Genomic DNA, 24,955 nt, shown 5'->3' on the forward strand with positions numbered 1-24,955 from the left:
TCAGGCAGCTTTCTGGGCACCGTTCGGCCGGATGCCGAGCAGGTGGCTGATCGCGAACACGAGGTCCGCGCGGTTCATGGTGTAGAAGTGGAAGGTGTCGACGCCGTGCTTGAACAGCTTCTGCACCTGGCCGGCGGCAACGGTGGCCGCGACCAGCTTGCGGGTCTCGGCGTCGTGGTCGAGGCCTTCGAACTTCTCGGCGAGCCAGTCCGGCACGCTGGTGCCGGCGCGGGTGACGAAATTGCGCGCCTGCTTGAAATTGTGCATCGGCATGATGCCCGGCACGATCGGAATCTCGATGCCGCGTGCCCGCACCCGGTCGACGTAGCGATGATAAAGGTCGTTGTCGAAGAACACCTGGGTGATCGCGCGCGTCGCACCGGCGTCGACCTTGGCCCTCAGCGTGTCGATGTCGGCGTCGAAATCGGCGGCTTCCGGATGCTTCTCCGGATAGGCGGACACCGAGATCTCGATGTCGGCGTGGCGGCGCTTGATCCCGGCGACGAGCTCGGCCGAGCTCTGGTAGCCGTCGGGATGGGTGAAGTAGGGCGTGCCGATGCCGCCGGGCGGATCGCCGCGGAGCGCCACGATGTGGCGGACGCCGACCTCATGGTAGCGGTCGACGATCTCGTCGATCTCGCTGCGCGAGGCGCTCACGCAGGTCAGATGCGCGGCCGGCAGCAGATCGGTCTCGCGCAGGATGCGGCTGATGGTCGAATGGGTGCGCTCGCGGGTCGAGCCGCCGGCGCCGTAGGTGACCGAGACGAAGTTCGGCGTCAGCGGCGCAAGGCGATTGATGGTCTCCCACAGATTGCGCTCCATCTCCTCGGTCTTCGGCGGGAAGAACTCGAAGGAGATTTTCGGCGCCCTCGGGGCGCGCTGGCCGTTCGGCACGGAGGAAATGGTCTCGGTCATGATACGCAAGGGCTCCGCAACTGGAGGGCAGACATCCGGCCTGGATATGGAGGCCCCAAGATAAGCGAAACCGGTGGGCTGAAACAGCCCATTCGATATGGGAAATTGCCCATTGTTGGCAAGGAAATGAGAAAAAATGGCTAAGGGGCACGTGTGGTGGGCGACGAGCCGTCAGCCAAATCAGATAGATAGCATATTGATTTATATGGATTAAGTCCTGTGCCGGCGATATGCGCGCCGCTAGAATGGAATGTGGGCAACGGAGTATGTCAACGAATCGTCTTATCTTGTCCCAATGCACTGCTGCAGCCTCTTCCGGCCCTCGGGTGCGGGACTGCTCTGCGCGGCCGGGGACTTTGTCGCCTCCTGACCTCACACTAGGTTGTCGGCCATGATCCCGCTGTCCGTCCTCGACCTCTCCGTCGTTACCACCGGCACCAAGCCCGCCGCGGCGCTCCGCAACAGCATCGATCTGGCGCGCCATGTCGATGCTCTCGGCTATGTCCGCTATTGGCTCGCCGAGCACCACAACCTCGCCTCGGTCGCGAGCCCGGCGCCCGATGTGATGATCGGGCAGATCGCGGCGGTGACGCAGCATATTCGCGTCGGCTCCGGCGGCGTGATGCTGCCCAACCATGCGCCGCTTGTCGTCGCCGAGCGCTTCAAGATGCTGGAGGCGCTGTTTCCCGGCCGCATCGACCTCGGCCTCGGCCGCGCGCCCGGCACCGATGGTGCCACCGCCTATGCGCTGCGCAGCCGGCTCGATCGCCGCGAGGGCGACGATTTCCTCGAACGATTGCACGAATTGACCTTGTGGGAGACGCGCGATTTTCCGGCCGGCCATCCCTACACCAATGTGGTGGCGATGCCGGATGATTCGCCGCTGCCGCCGATCTGGCTGCTCGGCTCGAGCGACTATTCCGCCGAGCTCGCCGCCCAGGTCGGGATGGGGTTCGCGTTCGCGCATCATTTCGCCACGTACGATGCGATCGCGGCGATGACCAATTATCGCGCGCATTTCAAGCCGTCCGGCTGGCGGGCGACGCCGCAATCGATCCTCGCGGTCGCCGTGGTGACGGCGGAGACCGATGCGGATGCCGAGCGGCTGGCGCTATCGATGGATCTCAACCGGCTGCGCCGCGACCGCGGCCAATATCTGCCGCTGCCGAGCATCGAGGAAGCCGAGGCCTATCCCTACACCGACGCTGAGCGCGCCTCGATCGCACGCAATCGCGCCCGGCTGTTCGTCGGCAGCCCGGCAACCGTGATGGCGAAGCTCGAGCCGCTGATCGCGGCGACCCAGGCGGACGAGCTGATGGTGATCACCGCGGTGTATGACCACGCGGCGCGGAAGAGGTCCTACAGCCTGCTTGCGGAGGCATTCGGGCTTGTGAAGAGGGGCGCCGCATGAGGCCGTCATTCCGGGATGGTCCGCAGGACCAGACCCGGAATCTCGAGATTCCGGGTTCGATGCTAGGCATCGCCCCGGAATGACGGCGTCAGTCCTGCGTTTCGCTGAAGGTCGCGCGGAACGGGTTGCCGGGATAGACGCCGAGGATGCGGAATTCGCGCGAGAAGAATTTCAGTTCCTCCAGTGCGAAGGCGAGTCCGCGGTCATCCGGATGACCGTCGACATCGGCATAGAATTGCGTGGCGAAGAAATTGCCGTCGACCATGTAGCTTTCGAGCTTGGTCATGTTGACACCGTTGGTGGCAAAGCCGCCCAGCGCCTTGTAGAGCGCGGCGGGCAGATTGCGCACCCGGAACACAAAACTGGTGACCAGCGGCCCCGAACCCTGCGCGGCCCATTTGGCCTCGCGCGCCAGCACCACGAAGCGGGTGGTGTTGTGGGCCTCGTCCTCGATATCCTCGGCGAGAATCTCGAGGCCATAGATATTAGCGGCAAGGCGCGAGGCGATCGCCGCCACGGTGCGGTCGCCGCGTTCGGAGACATCGCGGGCGCTGCCGGCGGTGTCGCCGGCGACGATCGGCTTGATGCCGAGCTTGCGGATGGTGCGCCGGCACTGGCCGAGCGCCTGGACATGGCTTTCCACGCTCTTGATGTCGGCGAGCTTGACGCCCTTGAGCGCCATCAGCTGGTGGCGGATCGGCAAGAACCATTCACCGACGATGAACAGGCCCGACGCCGGCAGCAGATGATGGATGTCGGCGACGCGGCCGGCGACCGAATTCTCGATCGGGATCATGCCGAGATCGGCCTCGCCCGACGAGATCGCGGCCAGCGCGTCCTCGAAGGTCGGGCACGGCATGGGCTCGGCGTCGGGATAGGCCTCGACGATCGCGATATGGGAATTGGCGCCAGGCTCGCCCTGGAACGCGATTTTCAGCTTCTTTGTCATCGGTTCTTTCCTGCGGGGCCTTTTAGCACCCGCTCAGGCCTTGGAAAGTATTCTGCGGGCGGTTTCGAGGTCGGCCGCGGTGTCGACTCCGCGTGGGACGCTGTCGACGATGGTGACGTCGATCCGCATCCCGGCCTCCAGCGCGCGCAGCTGCTCGAGTTTCTCCTGCAGCTCCAGCGGCGAGGGCGGCAACTTGACGAACCGCTCCAGCGCGGCGCGGCGATAGGCATAGAGGCCGATATGGTGGTAGCGCGGCCCGTCGCCGTGGGGCGCGGTGGCGCGGGTGAAATACAGCGCGCGCAACCGGTTGGCGCCGATCGGGGACCCGACCGCCTTGACCACGCTGGACGCCCGGTCCTCCTCCTCGCTGTGAATCCGCGAGGCCAGGGTCGAGATATCCACGGCGGCGTCGTCGAGCGCCGGCATCACGCTGCGGATGGTCTCCGGCGTGATGGTCGGGAAATCGCCCTGCAGATTGACCACGATCTCGGTACGGCCGCCCGGGTCGAGGGTCATCATCGCTTCATGGATCCGGTCTGAGCCGGAGGGATGGTCGGAGCGGGTCATCACCACCTCGCCGCCCGCCGCCCGCACCGCGGTTGCGATCTCGGCCGTGTCGGTTGCGACCGCGACCCGGCCGATCCCGGCCGCCTCGGCCCGCCGCAGCACATGGACGATCATCGGCTGGCCTGCGATGTCGAGCAGCGGTTTTCCGGGCAGTCGGGTGGCGGCCATGCGGGCCGGAATCAGCACCAAGGTACGGGGATCGGTCATTCGGTTCGGGGCCCGTCCGGCTTGCGGAAATTGCCGGGGAGGAGGTTGAATTCGGCGCGTTTATACGGGTTGCCAGAGCGCGGGCAAACCGATATCTCAACCCTGCCTGGGGGAGGCACGAAAGGTCGATTCCCGGGTCTTTCCCCGCGGCCGTATTCCCGGCCTGAAGTCGACATTCAAGGCCCGGAGCCTGACCGAAATGGACTCCTTCGAACTCAACAAAATCCTCGGTGCGGTTCTCGGCACCTGCATCGTCGTCCTGGTGATGAGCTTTACCGCCGGATCGGTGTTTTCGGCCAAGATGCCGGAGAAGCCGGGTTTTGAGATCGCGGTGAAGGAAGAGACCCATGGCGGTGGCGGCGAGGCCGCAGCCGCGCAGTCGGAGCCGATCGAGAAGCTGCTGCAGACCGCCTCCGCCGAGAAGGGCGCCGCGGCCGCCAAGAAGTGCCAGGCCTGCCACACCTTCGAGAAGGGCGGCCCCAACCGCGTCGGTCCGAACCTCTACGGTATCGTCAACGAGCCCCGCGGCGAAGGCCGCGGCTTCAACTTCTCGGCCGCGATGAAGAGCAAGGGCGGCACCTGGACCTTCGACGACCTCAACAAGTTCCTGGCCAATCCCAAGGGCTTCATCCCGGGCACCGCGATGGGCTTCGCCGGCGTTCCGAAGGACAGCGAGCGCGCCGACATCATCGCCTATCTGAATTCGAACTCGGAGCACCCGGCTCCGCTCCCGACCGCTTCGAAGTAACGATTTGTCCTGCGATCATATGCAGATTGACGGCCAGGCAATGCCTGGCCGTTTTCGTATGTGGGAAACCGTTTGGCGGTCGCGGGCTTGTTATCGTGGCGTTTGGCCGCAGCGGAATTGTTCCCCAACGGCTATCATGAGGAAAAAGCAACGTAATTTGTCGAACCGTTGCCTTATATTGAGTCCCATCTAGCGAGGCGTGCACAGCAACAGGAATTCTGCATTGGCGATCACCCGACGACATCTTCTCCAAGGTAGCGCCTACGCCGCGATGGCTCCGGCGCTTGGTCTTGCCCCCGCCGCATCGGTCATATCAGGGGCCCACGCGGAGGACGCCCCCGGCGGGCTGAAATGGCGTCACGCGCTCTCGACGTTCGGCGATGTCAAATATCCCGCCGACTTCAAGCGTTACGACTACGTCAATCCGGAGGCGCCGAAAGCCGGCGTGATTCGGCTGTTCGAGCTCGGCACGTTCGACAATTTCAATCTCGTCATCCAGGGCGTGAAGGGCTCGCTTGCCGGCGCTGCGACGCAGATCATCGAAACCCTGACCACACGATCGCTGGACGAGCCTTCGACCGCCTATGGGTTGCTGGCGGAGACGGCCGCCTATCCCGATGATTTTTCCTACGTGATCTATCGGCTGCGCGCGGCGGCACGCTGGCACGACGGCAAGCCGGTGACGCCCGAGGACGTGATCTTCTCTTTCGATGCCTTCAAGACCAACAGCCCGATGTACAACGCGTATTATCGGCATATCGTCAAATGCGAAAAGACCGGCGAACGCGATGTCAAATTCACGTTCGACGCGCCCGGAAATCGCGAGCTTCCAAGCATCGCGGGCGAAGTGCCGGTGCTGCCCAGGCATTGGTGGGAAGCAAACGATGCGCAGGGCAACAAGCGCGACATCACTGCGACGACGCTGGAGATTCCGCTGGGGTCCGGGCCCTATCGAATCAAGGAATTCATTGCCAGTCGTTCGGTCACGCTGGAGCGCGTCGCCGACTATTGGGGCAAGGACCTCCCGGTCAATGTCGGGCAGAACAATTTCGAGCAGATGCGGTTCGAATTCTTCCGCGACGATACGGTCGGGCGCGAAGCCTTCAAGGCGGACCAGCTCGACTGGTTCGCCGAACGCAGCGGCAAGCAATGGTCGACCGCCTATGATTTCCCGGCGGTGGCCGACAAGCGCGTGCTGAAGGAGAAGTTCACCAATTCGAGCTCGGGACGGATGCAGGGCTACGCGTTCAATCTGCGCCGTCCGCTGTTCACCGACATCAGGGTCCGCCGCGCCTTCAACCTCGCCTATGACTGGGAGACCTCGGACCGGCTGCTCTCGAACGGCGACTACCATCGCGACAACAGCTATTTCGACGGGATTCCCGAGTTCATGGCGACCGGCATCCCGGAAGGTGCCGAGCTGCAGATCCTCGAACCGCTGCGCGACAAGGTGCCTGCCGAGCTGTTCACGACGCCATACAAGAATCCGGTTGGCGGCACCGAGGAGGCGGCGCGCGCCAATCTGCGTGAAGCCGCGCGCCTGCTCAAGGAAGCGGGCTTCGAGAATCGCGATCGCAAGCTGATCGATCCCTCGGGCAAGCCGGTCAGCGTCGAATTCCTGTGCGGCGACCCGGGCGACGAGCGTGGCGTGCTGTTCTACAAGCCCTATCTCGAGCGGCTCGGCATCACGGTGTCGATCCGCACGGTCGACAGCGTGCAGTACCAGAACCGCATCCGCAGTTTCGACTTCGATATCACGACCGCGGTATGGGGACAGTCGCTGTCGCCGGGCAACGAGCAGCGCGACTTCTTCGGATCGGACTCGGCCGACCGGCCGGGCTCGCGCAATCGCCCCGGGATCAAGAATCCGGCGGTCGATGCCCTGATCGAGCGCATCATCTTCGCCAAGGACCGCGCCGACCTGGTCGCGAGCTGCAAGGCGCTGGACCGAGTCCTGCTTTGGAATTGCTATCTGGTCCCGCAATTCGCCGCCGGCTTCGAACGCGCCGCCCGCTGGGACCGTTTCAGTCGCCCCGATCCGCTGCCGAAATACGGCGTGGCGGGCTTTCCGAGCCTGTGGTGGTACGACGCCGACAAGGCTGCCAAGATCAAGCGCTCTTAGAAGGAAACGCGCATGGCGCTATTGACCCGCCGGCATGCACTTGGTCTCGGCATCGGTGCGGTGAGCGCAGCGGCATGGCGTGCCGTACCTGCCGCAGCCGAAGACGGCGCCGAGATGCACGGCATGTCGGTGTTCGGCGACCTGAAATACCCGGCGGATTTCCAGCAGTTCGACTTCGTCAATGCGAAGGCGCCGAAAGGCGGGTTGTTCTCGATGGTGCCGACCGTGCGCACCAACAACCAGTCGTATTTCACGTTCAGCTCGCTCAACGCCTTCATCCTGAAGGGCGAGGGCGCGCAGGGCGCGGACCTGACCTTTGCCACGCTGATGGCGCGCGCGGCCGACGAGCCGGATGCCGTCTACGGCCTGGTGGCGAAGTCGGTGCGGATTTCGCCGGATAAACGCGAATATCGCTTCACGTTGCGGCCTGAGGCGCGCTTCCACGACGGCTCCAAGCTGACCACGCAGGACGTCGCCTTTTCGCTGAACATCCTCAAGGACAAGGGGCACCCGCTGGTGGTGGTGCAGCTCCGCGACATGGTGAAGGCGGACGCGCTCGATGATGCGACGGTGCTCGTCACCTTCACGGAGAAGCGCGCGCGCGACGTGCCGCTGTTCGTCGCGAGCCTGCCGATCTTCTCGAAGGCCTATTATGCGACGCGGGCGTTCGAGGAATCGACCCTCGATACGCCGCTCGGCTCGGGGCCGTACAAGGTCGGCAAATTCGAGGTCAACCGCTACATCGAATATGATCGGGTCAAGGATTGGTGGGGCGCCGATCTGCCGGTGAGCCGCGGCCTGTATAATTACGACACCGTGCGCTACGAATATTATCGCGACCGCGATGTCGCCTTTGAGGGCTTTACCGCGAAGAACTATCTGTTCCGCGAGGAGCTCACCGCGCGCGTCTGGGCGACGCGCTACGATTTCCCCGCGCTCAAGGAAGGCCGCGTCAAGCAGGAGCTGATCCCCGACGACACGCCGTCCGGCGCGCAGGGCTGGTTCATCAACATGCGCCGCGACAAGTTCAAGGACCCGCGCGTGCGCGAGGCGCTGATCTACGCCTTCGACTTCGAGTGGACCAACAAGACCATCATGTACGGCGCCTATGCGCGCACCGTCTCGCCGTTCCAGAATTCGGACCTGATGGCAAACGGATCGCCCTCTCCGGAGGAGCTCGCGCTGCTCGAGCCGTTTCGCGGCCAGGTGCCCGACGAGGTGTTCGGCGCGCCCTTCGTGCCGCCGGCGTCCGACGGCTCGGGGCAGGATCGCGCGCTGTTGCGCAAGGCCGGCCAGCTCCTCACCGAGGCCGGCTATGTGGTCAAGGACGGCAAGCGCGTGCGGCCCAACGGCGAGCCCTTCACCATCGAATTCCTCAACGACGAGTCCTCTCTGCAGCCGCATCACGGGCCCTACATCAAGAATCTCTCCACGCTCGGCATCGACGCGACGTTCCGCCTCGTCGACCCCGTGCAGTATCGGGCCCGGGTCGAAGATTTCGACTTCGACATGACGATGGAGCGCTTCAGCACGTCGGCGACGCCCGGCGACAGCATGCGGCCGTTCTTCACGTCGCAGGCGGCCAAGACCAAGGGCTCCTACAATCTTGCCGGGATCGAGAGCCCGGTGATCGATGCGCTGGTCGAGAAGATCATCGCCGCGGACAGCCGCGCCGAACTGACGACCGCCTGCCGCGCGTTCGATCGCGTGTTCCGCGCCGGCCGCTACTGGGTGCCGCAATGGTACTCCAACAAGCATCGGGTCGCCTATTGGGATGTCTTCGATCATCCCAAGACCCTGCCGCGCTATCAGATCGACAACTACTCATCGAGCATGGGGGAGCGTATCCTGTGGTGGTATGACGCGGCCAAGGCCGCGAAGCTCGAGCAGGCGAAGTAGCCGATGAGCGCCTACATCGCCCGACGTATCCTCCTGATGCTGCCGACGCTGCTCGGCATCCTGTTCGTCTCCTTCGTGGTGGTGCAGTTCGCGCCCGGCGGCCCGATCGAGCGCGTCATCGCGCAGCTTAACGGTGCCGACACCGGCGGCACCTCGCGGGTCTCCGGCGGTGGCGGCGATTTCGCTGCGCAGCGCGGCCAGGGCGGCGGAGCAGGCGGTGCGATCAATTCGAAATATCGCGGCGCGCAGGGGCTCGACCCTGACTTCATCAAGAAGCTCGAGGTGCAATTCGGCTTCGACAAGCCGGCGCCGGAGCGGTTCGCGCTGATGGTGTGGAATTTCGCGCGCTTCGACTTCGGCGAAAGTTATTTCCGCAGCGTCAGCGTGTTGCAGCTGATCAAGGAGAAGCTGCCGGTCTCGATGTCGCTCGGCATCTGGATGACGCTGCTGACCTACCTGATCTCGATCCCGCTCGGTATCCGCAAGGCGGTGAAAGACGGGTCGCGGTTCGACACCTGGACCTCGGCCGTGATCATCGTGGGCTTTGCGATCCCCGGCTTCCTGTTCGCGATCCTGCTGATCATCCTGTTCGCCGGCGGCTCGTTCCTCAACATCTTCCCGCTGCGCGGTCTGACCTCGGACGGCTGGTCGCAGTTCCCCTGGTACTGGAAGATCATTGACTATTTCTGGCATTTGACGCTGCCGCTGATATCGATGGCGCTCGGCGCCTTCGCCACCATGACGCTGCTGACCAAGAACTCATTCCTTGACGAGATCCGCAAGCAATATGTGATGACGGCGCGGGCCAAGGGTTGCAGCGAGCGCCAGGTGCTGTACGGCCACGTCTTCCGCAACGCGATGCTGATCGTGATCGCGGGTTTCCCCAGCGCGTTCATCCACGCCTTCTTCTCCGGCTCACTCTTGATCGAAACCATCTTCTCGCTCGACGGGCTCGGGCTGCTCGGCTTCGAGAGCGTCCTGAACCGCGACTATCCGGTGGTGTTCGGGACGCTGTTCATCTTTTCGCTGGTCGGACTGGTGGTCAATCTGATCTCCGATCTGGCCTATATGTGGATCGATCCCCGGATCGACTTCGAGGCGCGGGAGGTGTGATGTCGATGCTCGCGCCCCGGCCGGTCGAGACCACGACGCAATCGCCGATGGGCGAGGCGGTGCCCGCCACCCGCCACGCCTTCACGCCGTCACCGCTGAACCAGCGGCGCTGGCAGAACTTCAAGGCGAACCGGCGCGGCTACTGGTCGTTCTGGATCTTTCTGGTGCTGTTCGTGCTGTCGCTGTTTGCCAATTTCATTGCCAACGACAAGCCGCTGCTCGTGAAGTATGACGGCCATTACTATTGGCCTGTCGTGACGAGCTATGCCGAGACCACCTTCGGCGGCGATTTCGAGACCGCTGCCGACTATCGCGATCCCTATCTGCAGAAGCAGATCGCCGCCAAGGGCGGCAGCATGATCTGGCCGCCGATCCGCTACTCCTACGACACCCACAATCTGGATCTGCCGACTCCAGCGCCGTCGAAGCCGACCTGGCTGTTGACCGAGGACCAATGCAAGGAGGTGGTGCAGAAGAAGGGCCTCACCGGCTGCCGCGACCTCGAATACAACTGGCTCGGCACCGACGATCAGGGCCGCGACGTGGTCGCGCGGCTGATCTACGGCTTCCGCATCTCGGTGCTGTTCGGCCTGATCCTGACTATCCTGTCCTCGATCATCGGCATCGCCGCCGGCGGCGTGCAGGGCTATTTCGGCGGCTGGACCGATCTGATCTTCCAGCGCCTGATCGAGATCTGGACCGCGATCCCCTCGCTCTATCTGCTCCTGATCATCTCGGCGGTGCTGCCGCCCGGCTTCTTCATCCTGCTCGGCATCCTCCTGCTGTTCTCCTGGGTCTCGCTGGTCGGCCTGGTGCGCGCCGAATTCCTGCGCGGTCGCAACTTCGAATACATCCAGGCGGCACGCGCGCTCGGTGTCTCCAACGGCGTCATCATGTTCCGCCATCTCTTGCCCAACGCGATGGTCGCGACCATGACGTTCCTGCCCTTCATCGTCTCGTCCTCGGTGATGACGCTGACGGCGCTGGACTTCCTCGGCTTCGGCCTACCGCCCGGCTCGCCCTCGCTCGGTGAATTGCTGTCGCAGGGCAAGGCCAATGTGCAGGCGCCGTGGCTCGGTCTCACCGGCTTCTTCTCGGTCGCGATCATGCTGTCGCTTCTGATCTTCATCGGCGAAGCCGCGCGCGACGCCTTCGATCCGCGCAAGACGTTCTCGAAGGGCTGACGCATGGACGCGGTCAACCAGCCTCTGCTCGATGTCCGCGACCTCTCGGTGGCCTTCGGCCGCTCGCTTGCGGTCGACGGCATCTCGTTCTCGATCAAGCGCGGCGAGTGCGTCGCGCTGGTCGGCGAATCCGGTTCGGGAAAATCCGTCAGCGCGCTGTCGGTGCTGAAGCTGTTGCCGTATCCGACGGCTTCGCATCCGACCGGCGCGATCCGCTTCCGCGGCCGCGATCTCCTGACTGCGTCCGACCGGGAGATGCGCGAGGTTCGCGGCAACGACATCTCGATCATCTTCCAGGAGCCGATGACCTCGCTCAATCCGCTCCAGACCATCGAGACCCAGATCGGCGAGATCCTGTCGCTGCACCGAGGCATCGGCGGCGCGGCGGCGCGGGCCCGGACGCTGGAATTGCTCGGCCAGGTCGGCATCCCCGAGCCGGAGACCCGGCTGAAGAGCTATCCGCACCAATTGTCCGGCGGCCAGCGCCAGCGCGTGATGATCGCCATGGCGCTCGCCAACGAGCCTGATCTCTTGATCGCGGACGAGCCGACCACTGCGCTCGACGTCACCGTGCAGGCCCAGATCCTGGCGCTGCTGGCCGAGATCCGCGCGCGGCTCGGCATGAGCCTGCTGTTCATCACCCACGATCTCGGCATCGTCCGCCGCATCGCCGACACGGTCTGCGTGATGAACAACGGCAAGATCGTCGAGCAGGGGTCGGTCGAGCAGGTCTTCACCGCCCCGCAGCACGCCTATACCAAGGCGCTGCTCGCGGCCGAGCCGAAGCCCGATCCGGCGCCGCCACAGCCGGGCGCGCCCGTCGTGATGTCGGCGGACAATCTCAAGGTCTGGTTTCCGATCAAGCGCGGGCTGTTGCGCTCGACCGTCGGCCACATCAAGGCGGTCGATGGCGTCAGCCTCGCGGTGCGCAAGGGCGAGACGCTCGGCGTGGTTGGCGAATCCGGCTCCGGCAAGACCACGCTTGGGCTCGCGCTGCTCCGGCTGATCTCCTCCGATGGCCCGATCGTGTTCCTCGGCAACGACATCCAGGGCTTGCGCTTCAAGCAGATGCGGCCGTTCCGTCGCGACATGCAGATCGTGTTCCAGGATCCCTTCGGTTCGCTCAGCCCGCGCATGTCGGTCGCCGACATCATCGCCGAGGGGCTCGAAGTGCACCAGAAGCAGCTGTCGCGCGAGGAGCGCGAGGCGCGGGTGATCAAGGCCATGAAGGATGTCGGCCTCGATCCGGACTGGCGCTTCCGCTACCCGCACGAATTCTCCGGCGGTCAGCGCCAGCGCATCTCGATCGCGCGCGCGGTGGTGCTGGAGCCGAACTTCGTCGTGCTGGACGAGCCGACCTCGGCGCTCGACATGCTGCTGCAGGCCCAGATGGTCGATCTGCTGCGCGACCTGCAGCGCAAGCGCGACCTCACCTACATGTTCATCTCGCACGATCTGCGCGTGGTCGCCTCGCTCGCGAGCCACCTGATCGTGATGAAATCCGGCAAGATCGAGGAGGAGGGGCCGGCCTCCGAGCTGTTCAAGAACCCGAAGAGCGACTACACCCGCGCGCTGTTCGCGGCCGCGTTCCGCATCGAAGCGGCCGGCGACGGGTCGGTGGCGACGTAACCCATACTCGTCATTCCGGGGCTCGTGAAGCGAGAGCCCGGAATCCATCGGCCCGCATGTTCGGTGGATGGATGGATTCCGGGCTCGGCGCTCCGCGCCGCCCCGGAATGACAGGTTCAGAGCCGCTTGATCGCGGTGACCTCGCTACCGGCAGCCTTGATCCTTGCGATCGCGGCCTGCGTGTTCTCCACCACGGTCACCATATGATGCGCGTTGGCGTGCACGATCGTGGTCGCATCGCGCGCGATGGCGACATGGCCCTTCCAGAAGATCAGGTCGCCGCGTTGCAGGTGCTTCGATTCCGCTGAACTCAGTTCGCGGCCGAGTCCGTCCTGCTGCATGTCGCTGTCGCGCGGGCAGCCGATGCCGGCGGCGGTCAGCGCGATCTGCACCAGGCCCGAGCAGTCGATGCCGAGGCTCGACTTGCCGCCCCAGAGATAGGGCGTGCCGACGAATTGCTCAGCGATCCCGACGAAATCCTGCGCCATCGCGTCGAGCAGTGCGAGATGCTGGCGCGGCAGGTACCAGCCCTCGCGGGTCAGTGCGAAAACGCCGTCCTCGCGGAGGATCGCGAGCTTGCTCCCCATTGCCAGCGCTTCGACCGGAGGCAGCTTGATCGACGGTCCCGGAAACGCCAGCGTGCGCAGCGCCGTCACCTTGTGCGTCGGGGTCGCACCGGGCGTCGTCAGCGCGGCCTCGGGTAACCAGCCGACATAGCCGTCATCGGCCAATTGGCCCCAGGCCCAGCCTTCGCCGTTGCGATCGTAGACCGTGACGCGCTCGCCGCGCAGCGTCTGCGTCATCTGCTCGGCATCGCTTGCCGGTGCCCGGCGCAGCGGCGCGATCGCCTCACCAACCTCGAACAGCGTGCCGTCGACGAAGCGCGCCGCCTGGACCTTGCCCTCGAGATATTTCGCGGCGAGGTCGGCACGGGCCGGCGTCAGTCTGGCATCATGCATAGCGCCGGCTCAACAGTTTGTAGATCGCGCGCGACGCCTGGCATTCGCCGCCTTCGGGGCGGCCCGGCTTTGCCGACGGCGTCCAGCCATAGATGTCGACATGCAGCCAGCTCCGCGCGTGCTCGACAAAGCGCTGCAGGAACAGCGCGCAGGTGATCGAGCCCGCGAAACCGCCCGACGGCGCGTTGTTGATGTCGGCGGTCTTGGAATCGAGCCAGGCATCGTAAGCCGGCCACAGCGGCATCCGCCACAACGGATCGTTCTCGCTTGTCGCATGAGCTGCGACGTCGGCGGCGAGTGCTTCGTCATTGGTGTAGAACGGCGGCAGATCCGGGCCCAGCGCCACCCGCGCGGCGCCGGTCAGCGTGCCCAAATCGACCAGCAGATCCGGCGTCTCCTCGTCGGCCAGCGCCAGCGCGTCGGCGAGCACCAGCCGTCCCTCGGCGTCGGTGTTGCCGATCTCCACCGTGATGCCCTTGCGCGACCTGAAGATGTCTAGCGGGCGGAACGCATTGCCGGCGACCGCATTCTCGACCGCCGGGATCAGTACGCGCAGCCGCAGCTTCAACCTGGCGTCCATCACCATCTGCGCCAACGCCAGCACATTGGCGGCGCCGCCCATGTCCTTCTTCATCAGCAGCATGCCGCTCGACGGCTTGAGGTCGAGCCCGCCGGTGTCGAAGCAGACGCCCTTGCCGACCAGCGTCACCTTTGGATGGGCAGGATCGCCCCAGCAGAGCTCGATCAGCCGGGGGCCGCGCGTCGAGGCCATGCCGACGGCGTGGATCAGCGGAAAATTCTGCGCCAGCTCCTCGCCCCCGATGCAATTGAAGGCGGCGCCGAACCGGCTGGCGAGATCGCGCGCCACCTCGGCGAGTTCGGCCGGGCCCATGTCGTTGGACGGCGTGTTGATGAGGTCCCGCGCCAGCGCCGCGGCGTCCGCCATCCGCGCGATCTCGGCGGCATCGATGCCGTCGGGCGGCACCAGGCGGACCTCGGGAGCCTTGTTCTTGCGATAGCGGCCGAAGCGGTAGCAGCCCAGCGCGAAGGCGAGCGCGGCGAGCCGCGTGTCATGCGGCGCATTGGCGAAGCGGTAGATGCCGGGCGGCAGCAGACCGGGCAGGGCGCCGGGCCGGAACGGATCGCGCGCCTTGTGGTCCGTGTCCTCGAGGCCGAACAGCACCTGCGCGATGCCGCCATCGGCCGCCGGCAGAACGAGGAGTTTGCCCGGCTTGGCCTCGAAGCGGTTGGCCTCGGCGAACTGGCGCGCCGGCGCCGACAGCTCGTCGCGGACCGCATCCCAGGTCGCCTTGGTGACGAAGGTGATCGGCGTGGCGGCGGTCGTGGGGGCGGTCTCGAACACGGATGGCATGCGGCTCTCGGCTGTTCTGGCGTCGTGGCTGGTGACTACACGCCTTTCACGGCGGATGGTAGCGCGGCCGCGGTCACAAGGCCTTGCAGAATCGGAACCGGCGCGCCGGTCCCTCGTGCCGCCAGTTAACCAGACGTTAGGGTTAACAGTCTATTGCTGGCACGCTCGGTTGGAGCCATTCGCCCGATTTCGTGAGTGACAGTGCCATGCGTCGACATTCCCATTTGACCCGGCATCTCGCTTCCGCAGCCTTCGTGGCGGTCCTCGCCGCAGGGCTTGGCGGCTGTCAGACCATGTCCGACGTGACGGGATCGATTGCGTCCCGCTCGGACCCCACCCCCGCCACGCCCGATGATCCGCGCCGCGCCGCCGAGGTCTATGGCGAGCGCTATCGCAAGAATCCCAAGGATGTCGAGGCTGCTATCGCTTATGGCCACGCGCTGCGCATGACCGGACAGCGCTCGCAGGCTTGCGCCGTGCTGGAGCAGGCGACCATCGCCAGCCCCGGCAACAAGGCGCTGCTCGCGGCCTATGGCCGGGCGCTCGCCGACAACGGCAATTCGCAGGCCGCGTTCGACGTGCTGAGCCGCGCGCACAGCCCGGACAATCCGGATTGGCGGATCCTCTCGGTGCAGGGAACCACGCTCGACAAGTTGAACCGGCACGAGGAGGCGCGGCGCTATTACGCCAGCGCGCTGCGGCTGGCTCCGGACGAGCCCTCGGTGCTGTCCAATCTCGGCCTGTCCTACATGCTGACCAAGGAATTGCCGAAGGCGGAGGAGACGCTGCGCCAGGCCTATGCCAGCGCCCGCGCCGACACCAGGATCCGGCAGAACCTCGCGCTGGTGGTCGGCCTGCAGGGCCGCTTCGCGGAGGCCGAGACGATCGTCAAGGCGGATCTGCCGGCAGACGAGGCGGCGGCCAATGTCGCCTATCTCCGCGACATGCTGAACCGCAAGGACGGGCCGAAGACCGCGTCGCGCGCCGCACCCGTCGTCGCCAAGGACGACTAACGTCACCTCTTGCAGCTTCGCGATACCCGTGCCCCATACGCACAAAGAGAAACGCCCGGCAATGCCGGGCGTTCTCGTATGCGTCGTCGCGCAAATTCAATGCATCGTGGCGATCTTGATGTAGGACGGCCCGAGGATCACGATGAACAGGCAGGGCAGGAAGAACAGGATCATCGGCACGGTCAGCTTGGGCGGCAATGCCGCCGCCTTCTTCTCGGCCTCGTTCATGCGCATGTCGCGGTTTTCCTGCGCCATCACGCGCAGGCTCTGGCCGAGCGGCGTGCCGTAGCGTTCCGACTGCTGCAAGGCCATGCACACCGACTTGACGCCCTCGAGCCCGGTGCGGCGCGCCAGGTTCTCGTAGGCGGACTTGCGGTCCTGTAGATAGGACAGTTCCGCGGTGGTCAGCGCGAACTCCTCCGACAGCGCGATCGACTGTCCGGCGATCTCGTTGGCCACCTTGCGGAACGCGACCTCGACCGACATGCCTGATTCGATGCAGATCAGCAGCAGATCCAGCGAATCAGGGAAGGCACGCTTGATCTGGAGCTGACGCTTGGAGATCGCGTTCTTCAGGAACAGCATCGGCGCCTGCAGGCCGGCATAGGCCGCGGCGACGCAAATGCCGATCTTGATCGTGAGCGACCAGCCGGCGCCGGGCGATGAAGAACGTATAGATGATGGCGCCGAGCAGCAGCACGATCGGCGTCACCGCGCGGGCGAACAGGAAGGTGACGTAGGGCGCGTGGCCGCGATAGCCCGCCATCACGAGCTTCTCGAGCGCTGCTTCCTGGGCCAGCCATTTGGTGAGGTTGAGGTCGTCCACCACCCTGGAGACGACCTGCTTCGGCGTTTGCCGCAGTGCCACCTTCTCCGTCTTGGAGAGCCGTTCGCGTTCGCGCTGCCGGAGCCGTTCGCGCTCGCTGGCCACCGCCTTCATGCGCTTGTTGAGATCGCCGCCGGCGAGCAGCGGCATCACCAGCGTATAGACCGTCGCGCTTGCCGCGAAGAAGGCAAGCAGCATGGTCATGAACCTGACGTCGTGGAGCTTGGCAACCAGAATATCAATCATGCTGCACCGTCAGAAATCGAAGTTGATCATCTTCTTCATCACCAGGACGCCGCATGTCATCCAAAGCGCGCAGGCGACCAGCATCAGCTGTCCCATCGAGTTGGTCCAGAGCAGGGCGATGTAGTCCGGCGTCGTCAGGAACACGAGGATCATCACGATCGGCGGCAACGAGCCGATGATGCCGGCGGAGGCCTTCGCTTCCATCGACATCGCCTGGATCTTCTCGGCCATCTTCTTGCGGTCACGCAGCACCCGTGACAGGTTGCCGAGCGCTTCCGACAGGTTGCCGCCGGACTTCTGCTGGATCGCGATCACGATGCCGAAGAAGTTCGCCTCCGGCAGCGGCATGCGTTCATAGAGCCGGGCGCAGGCCTCGCCGAGCGGCATGCCGATCGCCTGGGTCTCGATGATCGCGAGAAACTCGCTGCGCAGCGGTTCCGGCGCATCGTTGACCACAGCCTTGAGCGATTCGAACAGCGGCAGGCCGGCCTTGATGCCGCGCACGATGACGTCGACGGCATCGGGCAGCGCTTTCAGGAAGGCCTTCTCCCGCCGCTTCTTCAGGAAGCCGAGCAGCCAGCGCGGCAGGCCGAGACCCATCGCAAAGCCGATGCCGGCCGCGCCGAGCAGGCCGCCGCCGACCAAGAATGCCACGCCGAACCCGAACAGGCCGAGGGCGCCGGAGATCATCCAGAATTTCTGCTCGGACCATTCCAGCCCGGCCTGCGAGATGCGCATGCCGAGCGGGACCTTCTTGTCCTTTTGCCGGCGGGCCTCGAGTTCCTTCAACGATCCTTCGACCTGCTCGCGGCGCGAACGCTGCGTGCGGTCGGCCGTCCGGGTCGTCGAGGGCTCGCTGCGCGCAACCGATGCGCGGCGCGACTCGGCCTTCTTCTCTCCGGAGAGGTAAGGATACAGGAACACCCAGGCGAGGCCGCCCACGGTGGTGGCGGCGAGGAAGGCGAGAGCAAGCATCTGCATCTGCATCCGGCGTCTCCCTAGACCGGCGCGGGTGCGTCGGAGGCGTCGAGCGCCGCCGCCAGCCGCTTCTCTTCATTGTAGTAGCGGGCACGCTCCCAGAAACGCGGCCGGCCGATGCCGGTCGAGCGATGCTTGCCGATGATCTTGCCGTTGGCGTCTTCCCCGACCACGTCGTACAGGAAGATGTCCTGGGTGATGATGGTGTCGCCTTCCATGCCCATCACCTCGGTGATGTGGGTGATGCGGCGCGAACCGTCGCGCAGGCGCGCGGCCTGCACGATGATGTCGACCGAGGCGCAGATCATCTCGCGAATGGTCCGCGACGGCAGCGAGAATCCGCCCATGGTGATCATGGATTCGCAGCGCGACAGCGCTTCGCGCGGATTATTGGCGTGCAGCGTGCCCATCGAGCCGTCATGGCCGGTGTTCATCGCCTGCAACAGGTCGAACGCCTCGGGTCCGCGGACTTCGCCGACGATGATCCGCTCGGGGCGCATACGCAGGCAGTTGCGCACCAGCTCGCGCATCGTCACCTGACCTTCGCCTTCGATGTTCGGCGGCCGGGTTTCCAGCCGCACCACATGCGGCTGCTGCAGCTGAAGTTCGGCAGCGTCTTCGCAGGTGATGATGCGTTCGTCGTGCTCGATATAGTTGGTCAGGCAGTTCAGCAGCGTGGTCTTGCCCGAGCCGGTGCCGCCGGAGATGATCACGTTGCAGCGGACCCGGCCGATGATCTGCAGGATGGTCGCCCCTTCCGGCGTGATGGCGCCGAACTTGACGAGCTGCTCCAGCGTCAGCTTGTCCTTCTTGAATTTTCGGATGGTGAGCGCGGGCCCGTCGATCGCCAGCGGCGGCACGATGGCGTTGACGCGCGAGCCGTCGGCGAGGCGGGCGTCGCAGATCGGCGAGGATTCGTCGACGCGCCGGCCGACCTGGCTGACGATGCGCTGGCAGATGTTGAGCAGCTGCTGGTTGTCGCGAAAGCGGATTCCGGTGCGCTGGATCTTGCCGGCGACTTCGATGAACACCGTGCCCGCGCCGTTGACCATGATGTCGGCGATGTCGTCGCGCGACAGCAGCGGCTCGAGCGGGCCGTAGCCGAGCACGTCGTTGCAGATGTCGTCGAGCAGCTCTTCCTGCTCGGCGATCGACATCACGATGTTCTTGATCGCGATGATCTCGTTGACGATGTCGCGGATTTCCTCGCGCGCCGATTCGCTGTCCAGCTTGGCAAGCTGGGCCAGGTCGATCGCCTCGATCAGGGCGCCGAAGATCGTCGCCTTGACCTGGTAGTAGTTGTCGGAGCGGCGGGCTTCGACGGCGGGAGCGGGCGGCGGCTTGCTAGGTGCCAGCGGTGGCGACGAGATCGTCGGTGCCGCGGACTCGCGCGGCATGGTCGACGGGCCGGCAGGCTCCGGTGTCTGAAAAGCGGGCTTGGGTGCCCGCACGTCCCCATCGTTTCCGCTACGCTTACCAAACACGACGTCTTGACTCCACGCGGACCACTATTTGGACCGCAGCTTTTCGAGCAGGGGCGACAGGAAGGACCCCCTCGGCTTCTTGGTCTCGCCGCGGCCTGTCAGCCGCTGCGCCATCTGCAGGAACAGCTCCACCGCGCGGTGATTGGCGGAAATCTCCGCGATCATCTGGCCGTTATTGGCGGCCGAACCGAAGATCTGCGGATCGAACGGGATGGCCGCGATCGGCTGGCTTTCGATCGCCTTGGCGAACTCGCCGGCTGCGATCTCCGGACGCTTCGGCACGCCGACCTGGTTCAGGCAGTACAGCGGCGCGCGGTCGTTCGGCCGCGACGCCTTCAACAGGTCGAACATGTTCTTGGCGTTGCGCAGATTGGCGAGGTCGGGCGCCGCCACGATCAGGATGTCGTCGGCCGCGATCAGCGCGCGCTTGGTCCAGCCGGACCATTGATGCGGCACGTCGAGCACGATGCAGGGCATCGTGGTGCGCAGCGTATCAAAGATCGCATCGAACGCCTCGGCGCCGAAATCGTAGACCTTGTCGAGCGTCGCCGGCGCCGCCAGCAGGCTCAGATGGTCGGTGCATTTCGACAGCAGGCGGTCGACGAAGGCGGTATCGACGCGATCCGGCGAGAACACGGCATCCGCGATGCCCTGCGCCGGGTCCTGGTTGTAGTTGAGTCCGGCAGTGCCGAACGCGAGGTCGAGGTCGGCGACCACGGAATCCAGCGCCAGATCGCGGGCGATCGCCCAGGCGACATTATGCGCGATCGTCGAGGCGCCGACGCCGCCCTTCGCGCCGACCACGGCGACGATGCGGCCGACCGCCTTGGCTTCCGGCGCCGAGAACAGGTTGCAGACCGCGCGCACCACGTCGATCGCATGCGCCGGCGCGATCACGTAGTCGCTGACGCCGCGGCGCACCAGCTCGCGATACAGCGTGACGTCGTTGACCCGGCCGATCACCACCACGCGGGTGCCGGCGTCGCACACCGTGGCAAGCTGATCCAGGCCGGCCAGCACGTCGCTGCGGCCCTCGGTCTCGAGGATGATGACGTTGGGCGTCGGCGCGGAGCGATAGGCCTCGATGGCGGCCGCCATGCCGCCCATCTGGATCTTCAGGTGGGCCTTGGCCAGCCGGCGATCCTCGCCCGCCGACTGGACCGCGGCGGCGGTCTCGACGGTTTCGCAGAACGCCTGGACGGAAACCCGCGGCGCCGGAGCAATATGGTCGTCCACGGCCTGCGGCGGGGCGTCCGTCTGCTCTTCGGAGTTTTGCTGCGCGTAGGTTATCATTTTCCTGTGTCGCTTAGCTTGGCCCTGTCGGACTCGGGATAATTCGTGGCGGTGGCGGTGCCCTTGCGATATTTGTCGAAGGCGATACTGCGACGCGCCGTGTAGGCAGGGGTCTCCGCGCGCGGCTGCACGAGGTCGGTCGGGTCCTCGACCATGGCCGCGAGGTTGCGCTGATTGGCGCAACCGAAATTGTAGTACTGCTTGTTTTCGTTGTAGGACCCGTTGTGGATCGACGGACCGAGATCTTCCGGCCACAGGCCGCACGGTCCGGCGACCGCCTTCATCTTCGGATAGTTGACGCGGATCGCGGGCATCTGGCGCGGATCGTCGGGACGATATTTGCGAACCAAGATCCCGCGCGGCGGCACGCCGGCGGCGGTGAAGGTCGCCTGGATTTCGCGCAGGGATTCCTGGGCGGAGCGCGCGTTCGGCGTGTCGGCGGGCACGTCGATGGTGACGGCGCCGGTGCCTTCGCGCATCCAGTCCTGCGCCATCCCCATCACCTCGGCGCGCTGCTCCGCGGTCAGGCCGCCGCGGCTGCGCCCGACAAAGACCACGATCGAGCGATCGGCTTCGGTGACCGCGATCGGATGACGCTCGCGATAGTCGGCCGGCGAGTTCACCATCGCAAAGCTGTTGTCGGCGGCGTGCTGGCAGGCGCCGAGTGTCATGGCAAGGCCGACCAGCGCGCCGGCCAGGCCGATGCTGCGCTTGTGTTCGGCGGGTGTCCTGGATGTGGTCTGTGTCATCGTCCGCCTCAGTCGGTAATGAAGCCGTAGGTGCCGCGGTAATTCCGCGCCGGCTCGGTGGTGCGGCCGGGCGCTCCATAGATGCGATTGAGGCTGCCCAGCAGGTCGGCCTGCGGATCGGAGGCGTTGGCGAAGCCGTCATCCGGACGCGACAGGTCCTTCTGCGCCACCGCGCGGACGATATAGGGCGTCACCAGCACCATCAGTTCGGTCTGGTTGTTCACGAAGTCGCGGCTGCGGAACAGCGTGCCGAGCACCGGCAGCGACGCCAGCCCGGGCAGGCCGTTGATCGCCTGCTTGGTCTGGTCCTGGATCAGGCCGGCCATCGCCATCGAGCCGCCCGAGGGAATTTCCAGCGTGGTTTCGGCGCGGCGGGTCTTGATCGAGGGGATCGTCGTTCCATTGGCGCCGCCGGTCAGCGAGTTCTCGGTCGAGACTTCGGACACCTCGGTCATCACGCGCAGGCTGATCCGTCCCTCGGTCAGCACCACCGGCGTGAAGTTGAGCGAGATGCCGAATTTCTTGAAGCTGACGGTCTGAACGCACTGTCCGATCGCGCCTGACGTCGTGGTCTGACAGGTCACGCCGGTCGGAATCGGGAATTCGCCGCCCGAGATGAAGGTCGCCGATTCGCCCGAGATCGCGGTCAGGTTCGGTTCGGCGAGCGTCCGCACGACACCGGCGCTCTCCATGGCTCGGATCGTTGCCGACACCGACGAGCCGAACGACGTGGTGATCGCGTTGTTGGGCACCAGCGGAGCATTGTTCGCCGTGAACGGGTTGGCGTTGGCGAACTTCACCACCGCCGTGCCGTAATTGAGGTTTGCCGTGAGGTCGATGCCGAGCTGCTTGATCAGGCTGCGCGAGACTTCGGCAACGGTGACTTTCAGCATCACCTGGTCGCGGCCGCGAACCGCAATGGAGTTCACGACCTTGTCGGCGCTGCCGACCAGGCGCGTGGCGATGTCGGCGGCCTGCTGTGCCTCGATCGGGCTCGCCGCGCTTCCGGTCAGCATGACGCCCTCGCCGACGCCCTCGATCTGGATATCGGCATTCGGCAGCGCCGCCCGCAGTGCAGCGCGCACGCCGTTGAGGTCGCGCTTGACCGCGATGTCATAGGCCGCGATCTGCTGTCCGGCTGCGTCGAAGAACACGATGTTGGTCTGGCCGACCGCCGCGCCGATGATGTAGGCGCGTTGCGCCGAGCGGACCACGGCGTTGGCGATCTTGGGATCGGCGACCAGCACGTCCTTGATGTCCCTCGGCAGATCGATCACGATCGATTTGCCGACGCCGAGTGCGAGGAAACGGGCATTCATCTGGCCGCCATCGGCCGACGCGGCAGGTGCGGGCGCGGCGCGGTAGTCGCTTGCGATCACCGGCGTCAGCGCCGGGTTGAGCGTAAACGCCGTGACGGCCGAGAACGACAAAGCGCGGACCATGAAGGTCCGCATTGTCCGTTGAGTTGCCCCGCCCATCATCACGTGTATCCTCATGGTCACTTCTGCATCGTTGCCTGGTTGGCAACGCCAAAGCGGATGACGTTGATCGTCTCACCGCGCTTACGGGTGTCGTCGGTCTTGGTCTCGGGCGCGTTGTTGTCGGCGATGCTGCGCAGCGCCAGCGACAGGACGCCGCTCTGGCGCGCGCGCGCCAGCGTCTCGGTCTGTTCGGGCTTCAGCTCCAGCGTCACCGTCTTGCCGATCAGTGCGTTGGTGCCGTCCTTCTCCTTCGGCGCCTGGTCGATCGCGAGCACGCGAACGTTGGTCAGGATGACCTCGGAGTTGACGATGTCGGCGCCGTTGCGGTCCGGATTCTTGTCCCGCTTCGAGAGCAGGACGTCGACCCGGTCGTTCGGCAGGATGAAGCCGCCGGCGCCGGTCTCGGGCGAGATTTCGGTCGATACCGCCCGCATGCCGGTGGGCAGGATTGCGGCCATGAAGCCGCTGCCGTCGGCCTTGACCAGCTTCTGTTCGCGAATCGGTTCACCCTGGATGAACGGGGCGCGTGCGATCGAGCCGGTGACGTCCTTGATCGCATCGGCGTTGCTGTCCTTGCGCATGAAGCTGGCGCTGGCGGTCGCGGCCGGCCAGGTCTGCCACTGCACATCCTCGGGCTTCACCGCCTGGCCGAGACCGATGTCGGTGCGCGCGACCAGGATGTCGACGGTAGGCAATTGCGCGACCGGCGGAGGAGGCGCCGGCTTGTCCTCGCCTCCGCTTGCCAAATAGAGCGCCGCAATGCCGGCGCAGCCTGCAATTGCCAAGACCAGAATGCGGGCCCTATCCATTACGCTTCACTTTCCACATGACGCCGCGACGCTGCCGCCGCCGTGATGGGAGTTGACCAGCTATTCGTCAAAGCATGGTTAATGAGGCGTATCTAAATCGCCTTAACGGGCGGTTACCGCCCGCCTTTTCAGCGCATGGCGAAGTGCGCGAGATCGATCGTCTTGATCCAGTCCGTCTCGGGATAGATCAGCAGGGCGCCGAGGGCGAGCGCAATGCCGTAGGGGATTCCGGTCTGCTTGTCGTGCAGGCGGCTCAGCCAGGCCTGGGACGCAAGCGGGTAGGGCAGCGGCCATTGTCGCAGTTGCAGCAGCAGCACCGTCAGCGCCCCGCCGAACAGCGACGCGAACACCAGATAGGGGAGCAGATGCTCGAACCCGAACCAGAGGCCGGCCGCGGCCGCGACCTTGGCGTCGCCGCCTCCGACCCAGCCCATCGCAAACATGCCGAACGCCACCACCAGCACCAGCGCACCGGCGCCGGCGTGGGTGAGGATCTCGTGGACGCCCATCCCGGTCAGCGGCGCCAGCACGAAGAAGCCGGCCACCAGCGCCAGCGAGATCCGGTTCGGGATCGTCATGGTCAACAGATCGCTCGCCGCCGCGAAGGCCATCAGGGCCGGAAACAGCATCAAGCGGGCGATGTCGAGGATCATGGATTCATGCCGTCAAGCTGGAGCTGCGGTCGAGACCCGACGCTAGCGGCCAATGGTGAATAATCGGGAAAGGATCGTCGGCGCCCTCAAAACGAGCCGATCGGTCCCCGACAAATAGCAAAGGTCCCGGGGCTGCCGGGACCTTTGATGCGAATTCGCAGGATCCGGCTTACTTCAGCGAACCCGAGATCGAGTTGAAGGTACCCGAGAGCTTCGAGCCGACGCCGTTGACCGCAGCGATGATCGCGATGGCGATGCCGGTGGCAATCAGGCCGTACTCGATGGCGGTCGCGCCGGACTCGTCCTTCACGAAGCGCGAAACGAGGTTCTTCATAAAATCACTCCTGT

Annotated in this window: 21 protein-coding genes and 1 pseudogene; 8 read left to right on the forward strand and 14 right to left on the reverse strand. The window is 65.3% G+C overall.

All coding sequences use genetic code 11. The features are described from left to right. Positions 1-915 carry a methylenetetrahydrofolate reductase [NAD(P)H] gene (gene metF / locus ACVW17_RS11775; protein ID WP_456752043.1) on the reverse strand — a complete coding sequence of 305 codons (915 nt, stop codon included), beginning with the start codon at positions 913-915 and terminating at the stop codon, positions 1-3. A gap of 391 nt (positions 916-1,306) precedes the next feature. Here metF and ACVW17_RS11780 point away from each other — a divergent pair, with 391 nt between their 5' ends. Beyond that, positions 1,307-2,326: an LLM class flavin-dependent oxidoreductase gene (locus ACVW17_RS11780; RefSeq protein ID WP_456752044.1), complete on the forward strand. Its 1,020-nt coding sequence runs from the start codon at positions 1,307-1,309 to the stop codon at positions 2,324-2,326. Between the two features lie 88 nt (positions 2,327-2,414). Here ACVW17_RS11780 and ACVW17_RS11785 read toward each other — a convergent pair whose 3' ends face one another. Continuing rightward, the gene (locus tag ACVW17_RS11785; protein ID WP_456752045.1) at positions 2,415-3,275 is read right to left on the reverse strand and encodes a prephenate dehydratase; all 861 of its coding nucleotides are present in this window, start codon (positions 3,273-3,275) and stop codon (positions 2,415-2,417) included. 33 nt (positions 3,276-3,308) lie between these two features. Further along, on the reverse strand, positions 3,309-4,049 hold the full coding sequence (locus tag ACVW17_RS11790) for a 3-deoxy-manno-octulosonate cytidylyltransferase (protein ID WP_456752046.1): 741 nt from the start codon (positions 4,047-4,049) through the stop codon (positions 3,309-3,311). Between the two features lie 199 nt (positions 4,050-4,248). On the opposite strand from ACVW17_RS11790, the gene ACVW17_RS11795 reads away from it, so the two are divergent. From ACVW17_RS11795 to ACVW17_RS11820, 6 genes are all read left to right on the forward strand, one after another. After that, complete coding sequence (locus ACVW17_RS11795; RefSeq protein ID WP_456752047.1) at positions 4,249-4,797, forward strand: c-type cytochrome; 549 nt, start codon at positions 4,249-4,251, stop codon at positions 4,795-4,797. A gap of 223 nt (positions 4,798-5,020) precedes the next feature. Further along, positions 5,021-6,919: an extracellular solute-binding protein gene (locus tag ACVW17_RS11800; protein WP_456752048.1), complete on the forward strand. Its 1,899-nt coding sequence runs from the start codon at positions 5,021-5,023 to the stop codon at positions 6,917-6,919. 12 nt (positions 6,920-6,931) lie between these two features. Further along, a complete protein-coding gene (locus ACVW17_RS11805; RefSeq protein ID WP_456752049.1) occupies positions 6,932-8,818 on the forward strand; it encodes an extracellular solute-binding protein in 1,887 nt (628 codons plus the stop codon). Between the two features lie 3 nt (positions 8,819-8,821). Next, positions 8,822-9,931, forward strand: coding sequence for a microcin C ABC transporter permease YejB (locus ACVW17_RS11810; protein WP_456752050.1), 1,110 nt, complete (start codon positions 8,822-8,824; stop codon positions 9,929-9,931). After that, positions 9,931-11,115, forward strand: a complete 1,185-nt coding sequence (locus tag ACVW17_RS11815; RefSeq protein WP_456752051.1) for an ABC transporter permease — start codon at positions 9,931-9,933, stop codon at positions 11,113-11,115. Before ACVW17_RS11810 ends, ACVW17_RS11815 begins: the two co-directional genes overlap by 1 nt. Before the next feature lie 3 nt (positions 11,116-11,118). Continuing rightward, positions 11,119-12,744 carry an ABC transporter ATP-binding protein gene (locus tag ACVW17_RS11820; protein WP_456752052.1) on the forward strand — a complete coding sequence of 542 codons (1,626 nt, stop codon included), beginning with the start codon at positions 11,119-11,121 and terminating at the stop codon, positions 12,742-12,744. Between the two features lie 116 nt (positions 12,745-12,860). Here the strand turns inward: ACVW17_RS11820 and ACVW17_RS11825 are convergent, their stop codons facing one another. Together ACVW17_RS11825 and ACVW17_RS11830 are read right to left on the reverse strand one after the other, a co-directional pair. Beyond that, positions 12,861-13,703, reverse strand: coding sequence for a C40 family peptidase (locus ACVW17_RS11825; RefSeq protein WP_456752053.1), 843 nt, complete (start codon positions 13,701-13,703; stop codon positions 12,861-12,863). Further along, positions 13,696-15,075, reverse strand: a complete 1,380-nt coding sequence (locus ACVW17_RS11830; RefSeq protein ID WP_456752054.1) for a leucyl aminopeptidase family protein — start codon at positions 15,073-15,075, stop codon at positions 13,696-13,698. Before ACVW17_RS11830 ends, ACVW17_RS11825 begins: the two co-directional genes overlap by 8 nt. 206 nt (positions 15,076-15,281) lie before the next feature. Here ACVW17_RS11830 and ACVW17_RS11835 point away from each other — a divergent pair, with 206 nt between their 5' ends. After that, a complete protein-coding gene (locus ACVW17_RS11835) occupies positions 15,282-16,088 on the forward strand; it encodes a tetratricopeptide repeat protein (RefSeq protein ID WP_456752055.1) in 807 nt (268 codons plus the stop codon). Positions 16,089-16,184: 96 nt separating this feature from the next. Here ACVW17_RS11835 and ACVW17_RS11840 read toward each other — a convergent pair. From ACVW17_RS11840 to ACVW17_RS11880, 9 genes and pseudogenes are all read right to left on the reverse strand, one after another. Beyond that, positions 16,185-17,160: pseudogene (locus ACVW17_RS11840) on the reverse strand (type II secretion system F family protein). Between the two features lie 9 nt (positions 17,161-17,169). Then, entirely contained in the window at positions 17,170-18,147 is a 978-nt protein-coding gene (locus ACVW17_RS11845) for a type II secretion system F family protein (protein ID WP_456752057.1), read from the reverse strand. An 11-nt stretch (positions 18,148-18,158) separates the two neighbouring features. Next, a complete protein-coding gene (locus ACVW17_RS11850; protein ID WP_456752058.1) occupies positions 18,159-19,622 on the reverse strand; it encodes a CpaF family protein in 1,464 nt (487 codons plus the stop codon). Between the two features lie 24 nt (positions 19,623-19,646). Continuing rightward, positions 19,647-20,915 carry an AAA family ATPase gene (locus tag ACVW17_RS11855; RefSeq protein WP_456752059.1) on the reverse strand — a complete coding sequence of 423 codons (1,269 nt, stop codon included), beginning with the start codon at positions 20,913-20,915 and terminating at the stop codon, positions 19,647-19,649. After that, positions 20,912-21,664 (reverse strand): CpaD family pilus assembly protein, encoded by a 753-nt coding sequence (locus ACVW17_RS11860; RefSeq protein WP_456797145.1) that lies wholly within the window; start codon positions 21,662-21,664, stop codon positions 20,912-20,914. Before ACVW17_RS11860 ends, ACVW17_RS11855 begins: the two co-directional genes overlap by 4 nt. 8 nt (positions 21,665-21,672) lie before the next feature. Then, positions 21,673-23,145 carry a type II and III secretion system protein family protein gene (locus ACVW17_RS11865; RefSeq protein WP_456798941.1) on the reverse strand — a complete coding sequence of 491 codons (1,473 nt, stop codon included), beginning with the start codon at positions 23,143-23,145 and terminating at the stop codon, positions 21,673-21,675. Between the two features lie 17 nt (positions 23,146-23,162). Continuing rightward, positions 23,163-23,954 carry a Flp pilus assembly protein CpaB gene (cpaB, locus tag ACVW17_RS11870; protein WP_456797146.1) on the reverse strand — a complete coding sequence of 264 codons (792 nt, stop codon included), beginning with the start codon at positions 23,952-23,954 and terminating at the stop codon, positions 23,163-23,165. Positions 23,955-24,082: 128 nt separating this feature from the next. Then, entirely contained in the window at positions 24,083-24,607 is a 525-nt protein-coding gene (locus ACVW17_RS11875) for an A24 family peptidase (protein WP_016842641.1), read from the reverse strand. A gap of 169 nt (positions 24,608-24,776) precedes the next feature. Further along, complete coding sequence (locus ACVW17_RS11880; protein ID WP_139480303.1) at positions 24,777-24,941, reverse strand: Flp family type IVb pilin; 165 nt, start codon at positions 24,939-24,941, stop codon at positions 24,777-24,779. Positions 24,942-24,955 lie beyond the last annotated feature (14 nt).

The sequence above is a fragment of the Bradyrhizobium sp. USDA 4473 genome (assembly GCF_054063335.1).

Coding starts and splice junctions, on each gene's coding strand:
- metF (WP_456752043.1), bottom strand. CDS start 915: ATGACCGAGACCATTTCCTCCGTGCCGAACGGCCAGCGCGCCCCGAGG.
- ACVW17_RS11780 (WP_456752044.1), top strand. CDS start 1,307: ATGATCCCGCTGTCCGTCCTCGACCTCTCCGTCGTTACCACCGGCACC.
- ACVW17_RS11785 (WP_456752045.1), bottom strand. CDS start 3,275: ATGACAAAGAAGCTGAAAATCGCGTTCCAGGGCGAGCCTGGCGCCAAT.
- ACVW17_RS11790 (WP_456752046.1), bottom strand. CDS start 4,049: ATGACCGATCCCCGTACCTTGGTGCTGATTCCGGCCCGCATGGCCGCC.
- ACVW17_RS11795 (WP_456752047.1), top strand. CDS start 4,249: ATGGACTCCTTCGAACTCAACAAAATCCTCGGTGCGGTTCTCGGCACC.
- ACVW17_RS11805 (WP_456752049.1), top strand. CDS start 6,932: ATGGCGCTATTGACCCGCCGGCATGCACTTGGTCTCGGCATCGGTGCG.
- ACVW17_RS11810 (WP_456752050.1), top strand. CDS start 8,822: ATGAGCGCCTACATCGCCCGACGTATCCTCCTGATGCTGCCGACGCTG.
- ACVW17_RS11815 (WP_456752051.1), top strand. CDS start 9,931: ATGTCGATGCTCGCGCCCCGGCCGGTCGAGACCACGACGCAATCGCCG.
- ACVW17_RS11820 (WP_456752052.1), top strand. CDS start 11,119: ATGGACGCGGTCAACCAGCCTCTGCTCGATGTCCGCGACCTCTCGGTG.
- ACVW17_RS11825 (WP_456752053.1), bottom strand. CDS start 13,703: ATGCATGATGCCAGACTGACGCCGGCCCGTGCCGACCTCGCCGCGAAA.
- ACVW17_RS11830 (WP_456752054.1), bottom strand. CDS start 15,075: ATGCCATCCGTGTTCGAGACCGCCCCCACGACCGCCGCCACGCCGATC.
- ACVW17_RS11835 (WP_456752055.1), top strand. CDS start 15,282: ATGCGTCGACATTCCCATTTGACCCGGCATCTCGCTTCCGCAGCCTTC.
- ACVW17_RS11845 (WP_456752057.1), bottom strand. CDS start 18,147: ATGCAGATGCAGATGCTTGCTCTCGCCTTCCTCGCCGCCACCACCGTG.
- ACVW17_RS11855 (WP_456752059.1), bottom strand. CDS start 20,915: ATGATAACCTACGCGCAGCAAAACTCCGAAGAGCAGACGGACGCCCCG.
- ACVW17_RS11860 (WP_456797145.1), bottom strand. CDS start 21,664: ATGACACAGACCACATCCAGGACACCCGCCGAACACAAGCGCAGCATC.
- ACVW17_RS11865 (WP_456798941.1), bottom strand. CDS start 23,145: ATGATGGGCGGGGCAACTCAACGGACAATGCGGACCTTCATGGTCCGC.
- cpaB (WP_456797146.1), bottom strand. CDS start 23,954: ATGGATAGGGCCCGCATTCTGGTCTTGGCAATTGCAGGCTGCGCCGGC.
- ACVW17_RS11875 (WP_016842641.1), bottom strand. CDS start 24,607: ATGATCCTCGACATCGCCCGCTTGATGCTGTTTCCGGCCCTGATGGCC.
- ACVW17_RS11880 (WP_139480303.1), bottom strand. CDS start 24,941: ATGAAGAACCTCGTTTCGCGCTTCGTGAAGGACGAGTCCGGCGCGACC.